General features: G+C 64.3%; 12 protein-coding genes. 5 read left to right on the top strand and 7 right to left on the bottom strand.

The window, feature by feature from the left end:
• Positions 1 to 126 precede the first annotated feature (126 nt).
• The 5 genes from EOA75_RS17535 (at position 127) to EOA75_RS17515 (ending at position 5,998) form a co-directional block, all read left to right on the top strand.
• Positions 127 to 1,617, top strand: coding sequence for a winged helix-turn-helix domain-containing protein (locus EOA75_RS17535; RefSeq protein ID WP_164747423.1), 1,491 nt, complete (start codon positions 127 to 129; stop codon positions 1,615 to 1,617).
• Between the two features lie 88 nt (positions 1,618 to 1,705).
• On the top strand, positions 1,706 to 3,025 hold the full coding sequence (locus tag EOA75_RS17530) for an aspartate aminotransferase family protein (protein ID WP_127324747.1): 1,320 nt from the start codon (positions 1,706 to 1,708) through the stop codon (positions 3,023 to 3,025).
• A gap of 25 nt (positions 3,026 to 3,050) precedes the next feature.
• Entirely contained in the window at positions 3,051 to 4,202 is a 1,152-nt protein-coding gene (locus EOA75_RS17525) for an FAD-binding oxidoreductase (RefSeq protein WP_127324746.1), read from the top strand.
• A 135-nt stretch (positions 4,203 to 4,337) separates the two neighbouring features.
• Positions 4,338 to 4,907 (top strand): EF-hand domain-containing protein, encoded by a 570-nt coding sequence (locus EOA75_RS17520; RefSeq protein ID WP_245466658.1) that lies wholly within the window; start codon positions 4,338 to 4,340, stop codon positions 4,905 to 4,907.
• A gap of 137 nt (positions 4,908 to 5,044) precedes the next feature.
• Positions 5,045 to 5,998 (top strand): EamA family transporter, encoded by a 954-nt coding sequence (locus EOA75_RS17515; RefSeq protein WP_127324745.1) that lies wholly within the window; start codon positions 5,045 to 5,047, stop codon positions 5,996 to 5,998.
• Positions 5,999 to 6,360: 362 nt separating this feature from the next.
• On the opposite strand, the gene EOA75_RS17510 is transcribed toward EOA75_RS17515, so the two are convergent.
• The 7 genes from EOA75_RS17510 to EOA75_RS17480 form a co-directional block, all read right to left on the bottom strand.
• The gene (locus tag EOA75_RS17510) at positions 6,361 to 7,359 is read right to left on the bottom strand and encodes a 4-hydroxyproline epimerase (RefSeq protein ID WP_067321781.1); all 999 of its coding nucleotides are present in this window, start codon (positions 7,357 to 7,359) and stop codon (positions 6,361 to 6,363) included.
• 11 nt (positions 7,360 to 7,370) lie between these two features.
• Positions 7,371 to 8,231, bottom strand: a complete 861-nt coding sequence (locus tag EOA75_RS17505) for an ABC transporter permease subunit (protein WP_127324744.1) — start codon at positions 8,229 to 8,231, stop codon at positions 7,371 to 7,373.
• Entirely contained in the window at positions 8,228 to 9,076 is an 849-nt protein-coding gene (locus EOA75_RS17500) for an ABC transporter permease subunit (protein WP_127324743.1), read from the bottom strand. Before EOA75_RS17500 ends, EOA75_RS17505 begins: the two co-directional genes overlap by 4 nt.
• A 15-nt stretch (positions 9,077 to 9,091) precedes the next feature.
• The gene (locus EOA75_RS17495) at positions 9,092 to 10,183 is read right to left on the bottom strand and encodes a glycine betaine/L-proline ABC transporter ATP-binding protein (RefSeq protein ID WP_127324742.1); all 1,092 of its coding nucleotides are present in this window, start codon (positions 10,181 to 10,183) and stop codon (positions 9,092 to 9,094) included.
• Positions 10,184 to 10,260: 77 nt separating this feature from the next.
• Positions 10,261 to 11,112, bottom strand: a complete 852-nt coding sequence (locus EOA75_RS17490; protein ID WP_127217286.1) for a glycine betaine ABC transporter substrate-binding protein — start codon at positions 11,110 to 11,112, stop codon at positions 10,261 to 10,263.
• A gap of 83 nt (positions 11,113 to 11,195) precedes the next feature.
• Positions 11,196 to 12,527: an FAD-binding oxidoreductase gene (locus tag EOA75_RS17485; RefSeq protein WP_127324741.1), complete on the bottom strand. Its 1,332-nt coding sequence runs from the start codon at positions 12,525 to 12,527 to the stop codon at positions 11,196 to 11,198.
• Positions 12,524 to 13,329: aldehyde dehydrogenase family protein (locus EOA75_RS17480; RefSeq protein ID WP_127324740.1), on the bottom strand; the 806-nt coding region annotated here is incomplete at its 5' end. The genes EOA75_RS17480 and EOA75_RS17485, both read right to left, overlap by 4 nt.

Genomic DNA, 13,329 nt, shown 5'->3' with positions numbered 1-13,329 from the left:
AAATGTAGCGAACCGAGGTGCTAAAACTTCCGAAAACTTCCAAAAAACGCCTCATTGCATTAGCGTGAGCTGATGGAGGAGCGGCGCTACAGTTTTGGTCCTTTCTTGCTCGATGCGGGAGCGGGAATGCTTTACCGACGCGGAGTGCCGATTTCGGTAGGCTACCGGGCCATGCTGCTTCTGGAGCGCCTGCTGCGCTCGGCCGGAGTCGTGGTCGGTAAGGACGAACTGCTCGATGCAGCCTGGAACGGACTGGCGGTCGAGGAGGGCAACCTGTCGGTGCAGATCGCCGCCTTGCGCAAGGTCCTGGGCGAGGGACCCGACGCCTCGCATTCGATCCTGGCGGTCGCGCGCGTGGGCTACCGGCTGACCGGCGAGGTGCGGCTTGACGCAAGCGATACGCGAAACGGTGCAGCCGAATCGGACGAAGGGCCGTCCATCGCGGTGACCCGTTTTCGCCTGATCGGCGACGATCCCGAAAAGTCCTACTTTGCCGACGGCCTGTCGGAGGACATCATCACCGGCCTGTCGCGGTTGCGAGGTCTGCATGTGCGTGACCGGAGTTCTTCCTTTGCCTATGACCCGCAGCACATCGAGCTCGATCGCCTGCGCCGCGAGTTGAAAGTCCGCTACGTCCTGCAGGGCAGCGTGCGCCAGTCCGGGCAGGCCCTGAGGATCACGGCGACGCTGAGCGATGCCAGCGCGGGTACGCAGGTGTGGGCGGAACGCTTCGATGTCGAGATCGGCGATTTCCTGGCGTTGCAAGACCAGATCACCCACAAGGTCATGGCTTCGATCGAGCCCCAGCTTTACGAAGCCGAGCGTCTGCGCCTGCATAGCCGTCCCGCCGAGAGGCTCGACGCCTGGGGCTTTGTGATGAAGGCCATGCCCCATGTCTGGACGTGGGGATCCGAGAAAGACCTCGACATGGCCGAGGGTCTGCTCGTCAAGGCGCTTGAGATCGATCCCGATTATGCCCGCGCCAACAGCCTTCTTGCCTGGACGACCGGCGCGCGGGCAGCGCTTGGCCTGACGCCGAAACCCCGTGAGCTGTTGGCCTCCGCTTTGACGAGGGCACAAGCGGCGGTCGTGCGCGATCAGGACGATCCCTGGGCGCATCTTTCGGCCGGCTATGTTCACATGGTGTCGCGAAATTTTCGCTCGGCGGTAGACGAATTGCTGGAGGCGATCGAACGCAATCCTGGGCTCTCGCTCGCGCACTGCATTCTGGGTTCCACCTATGGCTATGGCGACATGGCGGAGGATGGCTTGCATCACCTGGCGATTGCCGCGCGGCTCAGCCCGCGGGATTTCATTCAGGCGGCGATCTTTTCCACCATGGGTATCTGCCACTTCACCGCGGGACGGTTCGATGTGGCGGCCGATCTGGAGCGCCGGGCCGTTCAGCTTCGGCCGGCTTTCGGCACCGCTTGGCGGACTTATGCGGCGACGGCTGCCCTTGCCGGCGATGTCGCCACCGCCGCCGCGGCGTTGAAGGAGGCCCTGCGGCTACAGCCGAACCTCTCGGTGGCCTGGGTCGACGAGCACCACCCCATCGTCAGGCCCGAAAAGCGCGCTCTCTACATCAGCGGACTTCGCATGGCGGGGTTGGCCTAGCTTTGGCTTCAACTGGGTCTTGGTGGTCACGTCGCAGGCCTCGCCTGGCCGATTGCGCACTGCGCCAACAAAGCCATACGATCGAACCATGCCGCACTATCCAGACGCAATGCCCCTGTCGAAGACCCTGTTCGAACGTGCCAGGAAGGTGATGCCGGGCGGGAACACGCGCACCACGGTCTTTGTCGATCCGTTTCCGATCTATGCCTCGCGAGGCGAGGGGTGCAGGGTCTGGGATGTGGACGGCAACGTCTATTACGACTGCATCAACAATTTCACCTCGATGATCCATGGCTACACGCAACCGGATGTGGCCGCCGCGGTGATCGACCAGCTGCCGTTCGGCACGGCCTTCGGTGCGCCGACGGTCAGCGAGATCGAGCTTGCCGAGCTGCTGGTCGAGCGCTTGCCCTCGGTCGACCGGATCCGCTTCGCCAACTCTGGGACCGAGGGGGTGATGATGGCCATCAAGGCCGCGCGCGCCTTCACCGGGCGGCCCAAAATCGTCAAGATCGAGGGCGCCTATCACGGCTCCTACGACTTCGCCGAAGTCAGCCTCGACAGCACTCCCGCCAATTGGGGAGACATGCCGAATTCCACGCCCTATGCGAGGGGCACGCCGCGCGGGGTGCTGGACGATGTGATCGCCGTGCCGTTCAACGACAGCGAAGCGCTGCGCGCGGTCTTCGCCGCTGAGCGCGATACCATCGCCGGCGTGCTGATCGATCCCATGCCGAACCGCGCCGGCCTCATTCCGGCGCGGCAGGATTACCTGCACGCCATGGTCGAGATCGCCCATGCGGCGGGTGCCCTGGTCATCTTCGACGAGGTGATTTCCTTCCGCCTCGGCTATTCGGGCGCGCAGGGGCTGTGGGGCATCGAGCCCGACCTGACGGCGCTGGGCAAGATCATCGGCGGAGGCTTTCCCGTGGGTGCCGTCGGCGGCCGGGCCGACATCATGGCGGTGTTCGATCCGACCCAGGGCAAGCCCGCTTTGCCGCATGGCGGCCCCTTCACCGCCAATCCGGTGACGATGCGCGCCGGGCTGGCCGCGATGCGGGCGCTGACCAGGGAAAGCTTTGCCCACCTCGATCGCCTCGGCGCTTTGTTGCGCGACGGCATCGCCGCCTCATTGGGCAAGCATGGTCTTGCCGGCCAATGCGTCGGCCTGGGCTCGCTCTTCAAGGTCCATTTCACGTCGCATCCCGTCACGGATTACCGCTCCGTCTATCCCGGCCAGGCCGAACGCAGGAAGCTCGATGCCTTCCACAAGGGCTTGCTTGGCCGCGGCGTGTTGTCGGCCAGCTATGGCCTGTTCGCGCTGTCGACACCGATGACTGAGGCGGACGCCCGCGCCATTCTGCAGGCGATCGACGAGACCCTGGGCGAGATCGCTCGCCAGTCCTGAGACCGGCCGACAGGAGGAACCACCGATGACAGCTTCTCCTCATGTGGTGGTGATCGGCGCCGGCACGTTGGGTTTGTGCTCGGCGCTCCACCTTGTCGAACAGGGCGCGCGCGTGACCGTGCTTGAAGGCCAGTCGATCGCCTCCGGATCGAGCGGCAGGTCGGTCGGCGTGGTCGGGTCGCAATTCACCGATCCGTTCGAGATCATGCTTCGCGTTCATGCGCTGCGCCGCTTCCGCCAATGGGAGAGCCAGGGGCTTGGCTTCAACCATATCGGCTACCTGCGGCTGGCGCGCACGCAGAAGCAGATGGAGCTGTTTGCAAAGTCGGTGGAAATTCAGGAAGCGGCCGGCCTGCGCTCGCGACTCTATCGTGCGAACGAACTCGCGGAACTCGTGCCGCACATCAATCCGGAGGGGCTGGAGGGTGGGTTGTTCGGGCCCGACAATGGCTTTCTCGACCCTCACGAGATGTGCACTTTCCTGGCGCAGGCGGTCCGCACCCAGGGCGGCGAAATCCGCCAGTATCGCAAGCTGCTCGGGGTAAGGCGGCGAGCGCGCGGCTACACGCTGGAGACCAGCGGCGATCCGATCGATTGCGATGTCGTGGTCAATGCGGCAGGAGCCTGGGCGCCTCAGGTCGCCCAACTCTTCGGCCAGCGCCTGCACATTTGGCCCGAGCGTCACGAGGCGGTCGTCATCCATCTCGACGAGCCGCTCGGCTACACGATGCCGATGGTCATGGATCTGGTGAACGGCGAGGGCAGCGGCCTCAACTTCCGCCATGAGAAAAGCACCGAACTGATCGCCGAGATCCACAAGGTGGACTCGCTCGCGCCGGAGGATCCCGACAATTACAACGACCAGTGCGACGAACGATCGAAGGTCGGACTGGCGGAGCTTCTCCTTGAGCGGCTGCCCGATCTGCCGGGCGCGCGGCTTGGCCGGGGCTGGGCCGGCCTTTACCCCGTGACCGCCGACCATCGCCCCTTCGTCGGCCCGATCGATGCTTCCGAGCCGACATTGGTGACCGCCGCCGGCGCCGGCGGCTACGGCATCCAGCTGGCCCCGGTGATCGGGCAGATCGCGGCCGACTGGGTTCTTCACGGCGCCCCGGTTTCCGCGCCCGGCACCGAGAGCCTGCTGCCGTCGGCAACGCGAAACATTGCTCTTAGGTGATTGAGCGATGGAGCTTGGCGGGATGTCGAAGTCCGTGTCACGCGCCTAGGAGCGCGCCGGCATTCTGCAGGCTCGAAACACTTCTTGGGCCGTCGGCGCTTCGCGCGGAACCATCGGATCGAGAGCAGGTTGGTTGTGCATCTCAGTTTGAGAGACAGTCACAGCTCAAGGGAGAACCCGATGAAACTTCCGTACAGAACCACAGCCGCCGCTGCTGCCTTGCTATTCATGAGCTTCCCGGTCCTTGCCCAGACAAGTGCTGCGCCGGAGCCCACGCCGATTCCGCAGAAGCCCGGACCGACCGCGACACCGGAAGCCAATGCTCAACCCGCAGGTCCGACGCGCGAGATGATCCGCCGGATGATCGACGACGCGCTCCAGGAGAAGCTGCAGGAAGATCGTTCGGCTGAACAGGGACCCCGGCATGGCGGACGTTGGCACCGCGAAGACAGACAAGCGCGGCGCGACGGCGACAGAATGGCTGGCAGGCCTGATCGGATGGGACCGCGCATGATGCACCGCGCCCGTATGCAGGTCATGTTCGCGATAGTGGATGCCGACGGCGACGGCGCACTGTCGCAGGGCGAAGTTCAGGATATCGTCGGCAGGATCTTCAACGCCGCCGACGAGGATGGCGACGGCAGCCTCGACCTGGACGAGCTGCAGTCGTTCATGCATGGCTCCGGTGGCGGGCGCATGCGGTAGCGGCGCCGAAGCACATCCAGCCAGAGCGAAGCATCTTGGCCGCCGCTGTCCATGGAAGCGCATATATGTGACGGCCAGGGATTGAGATATATTGCCGCCATCCTTGGGCGCTGACGTTCTTTGAACGGGGGCATGACATGCAGGCGGTGCCGATAGCTCATCCGGCGGAACAGTCCGCCGCCGCCTCGGTACCTTCGCTCTCCGGCTATCCGGCCGCGGTGCTGTGCTGGCTGCTGTCGGCCGGCGTCTATATCGCGGCCAAATGGGTGGCGCCGGAAATGCCGCCCTGGGGACTCTGCTTCTGGCGGCTTGCGGTCGCCTGCGCCATCCTGCTGCCCATCGTGCATCGCCATCACGGCGCGATGATCGCGCTTCTCAAATCCCGGCCGCTGGAGATCGCCGCCGTCGGAGCGATCGGCCTGACGCTCTGCCAGGGCATGATCTACCGCGGCCTCGCCGACACCGACGCGACCACCGCCGGCATCATCATGGCGCTGTCTCCGGTCATGACGATGGTGCTCGCGCGTTTCGTGCTCGGCGAGCCGCTCGGGCTTTGGCAGGCGCTCGGCGCGGTGGTTGCGCTTGCCGGCATGCTGGTGATCGTCGCGCATGGCGACCTGACGGCGCTGCTCCAGCTCCAGTTCAATCTGGGTGAATTGTGGATCGTCGGCAGCGCGTTCTGCTGGGCGCTCTACACCGTGCTGGTGCGCCGGTCCAAATTCGGCATCGAGCTGTTGCCGCTGGTGGTGCTCCTGCTCGGCGCCGGCGCGCTCGTCGCCCTGCCTTTCCATCTGTGGGAACTGGTCAACGACGAGCGCTCCGCCTTGAACGCCCATGGCTGGCTCGCGCTCGCCTATCTGGCGGGCCCGGGCGGCGCCCTGATGTACTATCTCTACAATCGCAGCGTGGCGACGCTCGGCGCCAGCCGGGCGAGCATGCTGCTCTATCTGCAGACGATGTTCGTCGCCATCCTCGCCTATCTGCTGCTCGGCGAGAGCCTGCATGACTACGATCTCATCGGCGCCGCCTTCATCGTCGCCGGCATCGTGCTTGCCACGATGCTGAAGCCGCATGCGGCTCGCGTCGCCTAGCCCGGTCATGGCAAGTGCAAGGAAAGCGTGTACCGCATCGGCGCGGTCGATCTCCCATGCCCGATGTCCTTCGGGGTTCGAATGACACGGTCTGTCGACACCCTGACACGGGAGCGGCCCGGAGCCCTTGTGGGTTTGGTGGCGAAAGGCAAGGGCCACCGGGCCTAACCGGCGGGGACCTAGTACGGGGACTTCGCTAAGAGGGCACCGGCTGATAGAAATATGCGCTAATGCTAATACAATTGAAACGCATCCCTAAGGACGATGGCCAGACTGGCCAGCTTAGGTAAATATCGGCCGTGCGCTTCGCATGCTCGGCCATTCGGACGACCGAGGCCACGACAAGGCAGCGAAGCAAGCGCCTACCTGATCTGGAATCCGTGCGCGAGCGGATCGCGATCGTCCACAAAGATCGTATTGTGGCCAATAATTTGCGCCCATCCGCCGACGCTTGGCCGAATGCCTTTGAAAGGGCCAACGTCAACCTCCGCCTCGACACGGCCCTCGAAGACAGTGCCGATCAGGCTTTCCTGGCGGAAACTGTCGCCGACTTTCAGGCGGCCCTTGCCGCGAAGTTGCGCCATGCGCGCCGACGTTCCCGTGCCGCCCGGCGAACGGTCGATCGCCTTGTCGCCATAGAAGACCGCACCGCGGCCGTCGGCATCGCTGCCCAAGGGTTTGTCGCACCAGATGGCGTGGTGGACGCCGCTTATTCTCTCGTCCTCGGGGTGGACCGGATTGCAGACAATCGCCAACGCGTCGCGCAGACGCCGGCTGAGGTCGACGATGTCGCTGGCCGACATGCCCTCCAGACCCCGCCAGTTTTCCTGCGGCTCGACCACCGCGTAGAAATTGCCACCATAGGCGATGTCGACCACGAGCCGGCCGAGCCCTGGAACATGGACGCCGACATCGGCCGCATGCAGATAACTGGCGACATTGAACATCCGCACGGAGTCCACGAATTCGCCCGGCTTCTCGTACTGGATGTCCACTCTTCCCGCCGGCGTCTCGATCGACAGCCTGCCCGGGATGCGCGGCGTAACGAGCCCTTCTTCCAGCGCCGCCGTAACCAGGCCGATCGTGCCGGCGCCGCACATCGGCAGGCAGCCGCTGACCTCGATGAAGATGACGGCGAAATCGCAGTCCTCGCGGTAGGCGGGATAGATGATGGCGCCCGACATGATGTCGTGGCCGCGCGGTTCGAACATCAGCGCCCGCCGGATCCAGTCATGCTCGCGCACGAAGAGCTCGCGTCGCTCGGCGATCGGGGCGTGCGGCAGCAAAGGTCCGCCGCCGGCGACCAGCCGAACCGGGTTGCCGCAGGTGTGGGCGTCGATGCAGAAGAAGCTGCGGCGCATGATCTCTCCGTTCAGGCAGGCTTGGCCGCACCGGGTGCCCGGCTGCGCTCCAGCGCGCCCCTCGACAGCCGGTCGAGGAAGATGGCGATCGCCACGATCGACAGGCCGGCCCGCAGGCCGAGCCCCATCTCCATGCGGGTCAATCCCCGCGTCACCTCCGCGCCGAGGCCGCCCGCTCCGACGAGGCCGGCCAGCACGACCATAGCCAGTGAGAGCAGAATGCACTGGTTGAGGCCGACCAGCAGGGTGGGCGTGGCGGAGGGGATCTCTATCTTAAACAGGATCGATCGCGGCGAAGCCCCGGTGGCCTGGCCAAGCTCCAGAAGATCCTTCGGCACCTGGTTGAAGGCGAGCGTCGTCAGGCGCAGCATCGGCGGTATGCCGTAGACGATCGTCGCGATGATCGCCGGCACGCGGCCGAGGCTGAAGATCATGACGGCTGGGATGAGATAGACCCAAGGCGGTACCGTCTGCATGATGTCCAGCACCGGCCGGATCGCGGCCTCGAAATTCTTGGAGCGCGATGCCAGGATGCCGAGCGGGAACGCGATCGACACCGAGATGATCACCGCCACCGTCACCAGCGCCAGCGTCTGCATCGACGCGGCCCAGAAGCCGGCCAGCAGGCAGAAGAGAAGCGCAACGGCCGTCACGACGGCAACCCTGGTGCCGACGAGAAAGAAGGCCAGAGCAACGGCCAAGACGATCGTCACATAGGCGGGCGGGTAGAGCAGGGCGACTTCGATGCCGCTGAGCACCGCCTCGATCAGTTTGGCCACGGCGTCGAAAAACGGATGGAAGTTGGTGTTCAGCCAATCCATCGCGGGGGCAAGATAACCCCCCGGCGAAAAGCGGAGCAGATCGAAATTCATCTTGCGCCTCCCTTGGCGCGGCTGGCCGCGCTTTGCGTGAGCCTGTCGAGCACCATGGTCAGTATGACGATGGCGATGGCGGCGTTGATAGAGGTTGCAATGTCGAGCGTGCGCACGGCCGAATAGATCGTCTCGCCGAGACCGCCCGAACCGACGATGCCGGCGATGACGACCATGCCGAAGGCCATCATCAGGCTCTGGTTGATCCCCGCCATGGCGCTCGGGATGGCGAAGGGGAGCCTGATCTTGACGAACATCTGCCAAGGGGTCAGGCCGGTCGCGTGTCCCAGCTCCACGAATTCGCGCGGCGTCATTCGGATGCCCAGCGCAGTGAGCCGGATGGCAGGAGGCATCGCGACGATGAAAGTGGCCACGAGCGCGGTCGCCGGTCCGTAACCCAGCAGCGCGATCGCCGGAAGAAGATAGATGTAGGGTGGCAGCGTCTGGATCAGGTCGAGTATCGGCGCGAGGAAACGGTCGAACGCCCTGCCGAAACCCGCCACGATGCCGATCGGAATGCCGAAGAGCAGCGCCAATATGGTGGCGGTAATCACCAGGGCGAGCGTGCTCATGGTCTCGGCCCAGAGCCCCATGACCGCGCAGAAGACCAGGGCAAGCCCGGCGAGCACGCCGGCGAGGGCATTGATCAGTCGCCACGCGAGCAGCGCCGCGACCATCGCGATCAGGTAGAACGGTGCGAGCTGCAGCAGCCAGAGGACGCCGTCATAGGTTCCTTCAAGCCCGGCCCTCAGCGTTTCGAACAGCCAGTCGCCATTGTCGCTGATCCAGCCGAGAGCCGTGTCGGTCCAACTGTCGAACGTGTCGGTGATGGTCGAGATGTCCATAGTGCTCCTCCCGAGCTATGCCGCCACGAGTTCCCCCGCAGGCTTGCCGGCGACACCGCGCAGCAGGCCGCGGATGGTGACGACGCCGACGACCGTTTCGCCCTCGACCACCGCGACCGCATCGCGATCGGACTGGGTCGTGAGGTCGATGAGCGCGCCGATGTCGGCCTCGGGCGACGTTTGGGGCAGGGCGTTCACGTCGCTATGCGGTTGCGCACTCTTGTATTCGCCCACTGGCGTCATCACGGAGTGCGCCTTGACTAGGTGAATCCTGGAAATGCCCGCCACGAAATCGGAGACGTAATCGTCTGCGGGTTTTGTCACGATGTCTTCAGCCGTCCCGACCTGGACGATGACGCCGTCCTTCATGATAGCAATACGGTCGCCGATGCGGATGGCTTCCTCGAGATCATGCGTGATGAAGACCGCCGACTTGCCGAGCGACTTCGTCAGTTGCCGGAACTCGTCCTGCAACTGACGGCGGATGAGCGGGTCGAGCGCGCTGAAAGGCTCGTCCATGAGGATGATTTCCGGGTCTGCCGCCAAGGCTCGGGCGAGGCCCACGCGCTGCTGCATGCCGCCGGAAAGCTCCGAGGGATAGCGCGATGTCCAATCGGCGAGCCCGACCTTTCCGAGGGCAGCACGGGCGATCTTGTTGCGTTCTTCCTTGGCGACGCCGCGCACCTCGAGGCCGAAGCCGGCGTTTTCCAGAACCGTGCGGTGCGGCAGGAGCGCCACGCTTTGGAACACCATGCCGATATTGCGGGCGCGCATGTCGCGCAGCTCGGAGGCATTGAGTTTGGCGATCTCCTTTCCCTTGACCGTGATCTTGCCGAGGCTCGGCTCGATCAGGCGATTAAGCAGACGGATCAGCGTCGACTTGCCGCTTCCCGAGAGGCCCATGATGCAGAAGATCTCGCCGCGGCGGACCTGGAGGCTAGCGTCGGCAACACCGACCACGCAGTTGAACTCCTGCAGCACCTGCTTTTTGGAGAGCCCGCGCTCGGAGATCGCCTTGACCGCGCCCGAGGCGCGGCTCCCGAACACCTTCCACACGGATTTGCAGTCGACCAACACTTCGTTGGGGGCATTCACGGTCATGTTCATTGCCTTCCCCATGGGCCACCAAATGGCTATCGTGTTTGGAGGCGGGCAGCCGGTTCGGCGGCCCGCCGTTGGTGTGATTACTCGCCCTTGATGTTTTCCCAGCGCTTCAGGAGATCGGCGTGAGCATCGGTCCAGGCCTTGACGGCTTCATCCATCTTCTTGCCGTCGCTGACCGCGCCGTTGATGGCGGTAATATCAGCGAGCGGCACATAGACCGAGGCGATGACCTCTCGGGCATGCGGATGGTCGGCCGAGAAGCCCTTCTTGGCAATCCAGTAGTAGCTCTGCGGCGGCGGGAAGATGCCCTTCGGATCCTTGAGGAATTTCACGGGATACTTCTGCATCATCCAGGACGGCTCCCAGATGGTGACGGCGATCCATTCCTTGCGGTCGACGGCCGACTTCAGCGCGGCGGTCATCGCGGCGGTGCTGCCTTCGACCAGCTGGAGCTTCAGGCCGTATTCCTTGACCGCATTGGCGGCATCGCGCATCAGGCCCGAACCCGGCTCGATGCCGACGATCTTGCCGCCGAACTTGTCGGCGTTGTCGTTGAGCTGCTCGGTCGAATCGATGGTCACGTAGTTCGGCACGGCGATCGCCTGGTAGAGGCCGTGCGAAACCGGAGAGATCTTCTCGAGGCGCTTCTTGTTCTTGTCCCAGTAGTCCTGCGCGACATAGTCCGTCTGCGAGGCGAGCAGTTGAATGTCGCCCTTGGTCAATGCGGCGTAGGCGATGCCCCATTCGGAAAAATCGACCACCTTGACGGTGTAGCCGGCGTCCTCAAGCACCTTCTTGGTGATGCCTGTGATGGGGGTGAGATCCTCCCACGACATCGTGCCAACGGTGATTGTCTTTTCTTCCGCCTGAGCGGACAGCATGGTCATCCCGACCATCGCGGCAGCGCAGAGCGCTTTCCACAACGTCTTCATGTTTCCTCACTCCTTAGTTATCGTTTCCATTCCCGTTCGAAGACTTCGCGGTCTGCTCGGTCTTCACATTGCGCGGCGAGAGCTCATCCCTCGCGGCCAGCACGCAATTCCTGCAAACGGATCACCGTGTTGATGCCCATCCACGCGAACGGTTCGGGAGGAAGCCGCGCGGGTTGGGGTTGATCCGTATGTTTGTCGAGCATGTTCGACCGGGTGCCGGTCGCGAGATCCGCGGCCATGATGCCCGCGAGCGTGCTTTTCACGGTCCCAAGGCCGTTCTCGCAGCACGCCGAATAAAGGCCGTCTTCGATCTCGCCGAAGGCGGGCACGTGGTTGCGGCTGAGGCAAAGCCGTCCGGCCCAGACATATTCGAACGGCACATCCTTGAGGTCCGGAAACCTGGCATCGAGTGACGTCCGCTGCTCGGCGGCGATGCCGGCCAAGCGCTTCTCGCTGACCCGCACGGGCCAGTCATAGGTGAACCGGGTCCGGATCACGATCCGCGAGAGCCCGTCGTTGGTTATCTTCCGGACCGTGGCGCCCATCGGATCGGCCGGCAGCAATGCCCACCGGTCCTTGCCCGTCGACTTCGCGGTGAATGGGGCGGTCATCGATGCATAGGTGAAGATGTGCATCAGGCGGCCGCGGAAGTAACCGAAATCGTCGATATGGCCGTTGACGCCGAGGATGACTTTCGGCGCGGTGACGCTTCCGGTGCGCGACACCGCCTTCCAGGCTCTTCCGGCCCGGGTGAGCTTGAGCACCGGCGAGTGCTCGAAGATGTCGACCTTCGGTGCGAGCCCCGCCGCGAGCCCCCGGATATAGTCGGCAGGCTGGATCATCACGGCGCCGGGCGTGTAGAGGCCGCCGAGATAGTAGGACGACCCGGTGATTTCCCGCATGTCGCTCGCGTCGAGGAAGCGATGCCCTTCGCTAATCGTCTTGAGCGAGCGGCCGTAATTGGCATTGAGTGTCATGCCGCGTTCGGTCGCCGCGGCATTGATCTTGCCCGAGGGATCGAAGGTGCGCGCGGACATTGCGTATTCCGCGGCCGCCTCGGCGGCGAAGGCGATCGCGAAGCGGTTCTCGGCGATCTCCGCCTTTGTTTCGGCCTCACCGGCGACGGAATATTCGCCCGACGACAAATTGTGCGGGGTGTCGATCATATAGCCGGAATTCCGGCCGGCGGGACCTTTGGCGACCTCTCCGGCTTCCAGCAGGACGATCCTGTCGCCCGGCCGAAGCTTTGCGAGCCGCCGGGCGGCGGAGAGGCCGGCGAAGCCGCCGCCGATGATCAGCCAGTCGGCCTTGATGTCGCCGTCGAGCGTGCGGACGGGGAAGCAGCGTCTGCTGATCGCCTCCCAGCCAGAGATTCCGGATTCAGCCGGAAGCCGCTTGACGACGAGATCGCTCACCGGACGGTCTCATCGACCGAACGGTCGGAGACGTCGATCCAGACCGTCTTCAGTTCGCAGTAATTGTCATGCGCGAAGACCGACTTGTCGCGCCCGCCGAAGCCGGATTCCTTGTAGCCGCCGAACGGTGTCGTCGCGTCGCCTTCGCCGAAGCAGTTGACGGTGACGACGCCGGCGCGGATCTCGCGGGAGAGCTTGATCGCCTTGCGCAGGCTCCCCGTGTAGACGGACGCGGTCAGGCCGTAATTCGTGTCGTTGGCGAGCGCGATCGCCTCGCCCAGCGAGTTGAACTTCGTCACCGACAGGATCGGCCCGAAAATTTCCTCCTGGAAGAGGCGGCTCGCAGGCGTGACACCGTCGACGACGGTCGGCTCGATATAGGCGCTCTTATGCGTGGCGCCGCCATGGGCGACCGAGAGCTTTTCGGTCTTAACGTCGCCGAGGAAGGATTTCACCTTCTCGAAATGGGTCTTGCTGACCAGCGCGCCGATGCGGTTTTCAGGGTCGAGCGGATCGCCGGTCTTCCATTCGCGCATGTAGGCGCCGATACGCTGCAGCAGCTCGTCCTTGATCTTGGCGTCGACGATGAGCCGCGAGGTGGCCGAGCAGTTCTCGCCCATGTTCCAGAACGCGCCGTTGACCACCTGTTCGGCGACGAGATCGAGGTCTTCGGCGTCGTCGAGAACCACGGCCGGGTTCTTGCCGCCGCATTCCAGCACGACGCGCTTGAGGTTGGAGTCGGCCGCGTAGCGCAGGAAACGGCGGCCGACTCCAACCTCAAGCGCGTCGTGCTGGAATGCGG

Source organism: Mesorhizobium sp. M1A.F.Ca.IN.022.07.1.1, from assembly GCF_003997575.1.
In the GTDB taxonomy this organism is placed as follows: domain Bacteria; phylum Pseudomonadota; class Alphaproteobacteria; order Rhizobiales; family Rhizobiaceae; genus Mesorhizobium.
This window is presented reverse-complemented; position numbering and strand designations above follow the sequence as displayed.

Bases quoted from the DNA above. Each gene is read 5' to 3' on its own strand.
- EOA75_RS17495 (WP_127324742.1), bottom strand. From the start codon at position 10,183: ATGAACATGACCGTGAATGCCCCCAACGAAGTGTTGGTCGACTGCAAA.
- EOA75_RS17510 (WP_067321781.1), bottom strand. From the start codon at position 7,359: ATGCGCCGCAGCTTCTTCTGCATCGACGCCCACACCTGCGGCAACCCG.
- EOA75_RS17530 (WP_127324747.1), top strand. From the start codon at position 1,706: ATGCCGCACTATCCAGACGCAATGCCCCTGTCGAAGACCCTGTTCGAA.
- EOA75_RS17500 (WP_127324743.1), bottom strand. From the start codon at position 9,076: ATGGACATCTCGACCATCACCGACACGTTCGACAGTTGGACCGACACG.
- EOA75_RS17535 (WP_164747423.1), top strand. From the start codon at position 127: ATGCTTTACCGACGCGGAGTGCCGATTTCGGTAGGCTACCGGGCCATG.
- EOA75_RS17490 (WP_127217286.1), bottom strand. From the start codon at position 11,112: ATGAAGACGTTGTGGAAAGCGCTCTGCGCTGCCGCGATGGTCGGGATG.
- EOA75_RS17525 (WP_127324746.1), top strand. From the start codon at position 3,051: ATGACAGCTTCTCCTCATGTGGTGGTGATCGGCGCCGGCACGTTGGGT.
- EOA75_RS17515 (WP_127324745.1), top strand. From the start codon at position 5,045: ATGCAGGCGGTGCCGATAGCTCATCCGGCGGAACAGTCCGCCGCCGCC.
- EOA75_RS17505 (WP_127324744.1), bottom strand. From the start codon at position 8,231: ATGAATTTCGATCTGCTCCGCTTTTCGCCGGGGGGTTATCTTGCCCCC.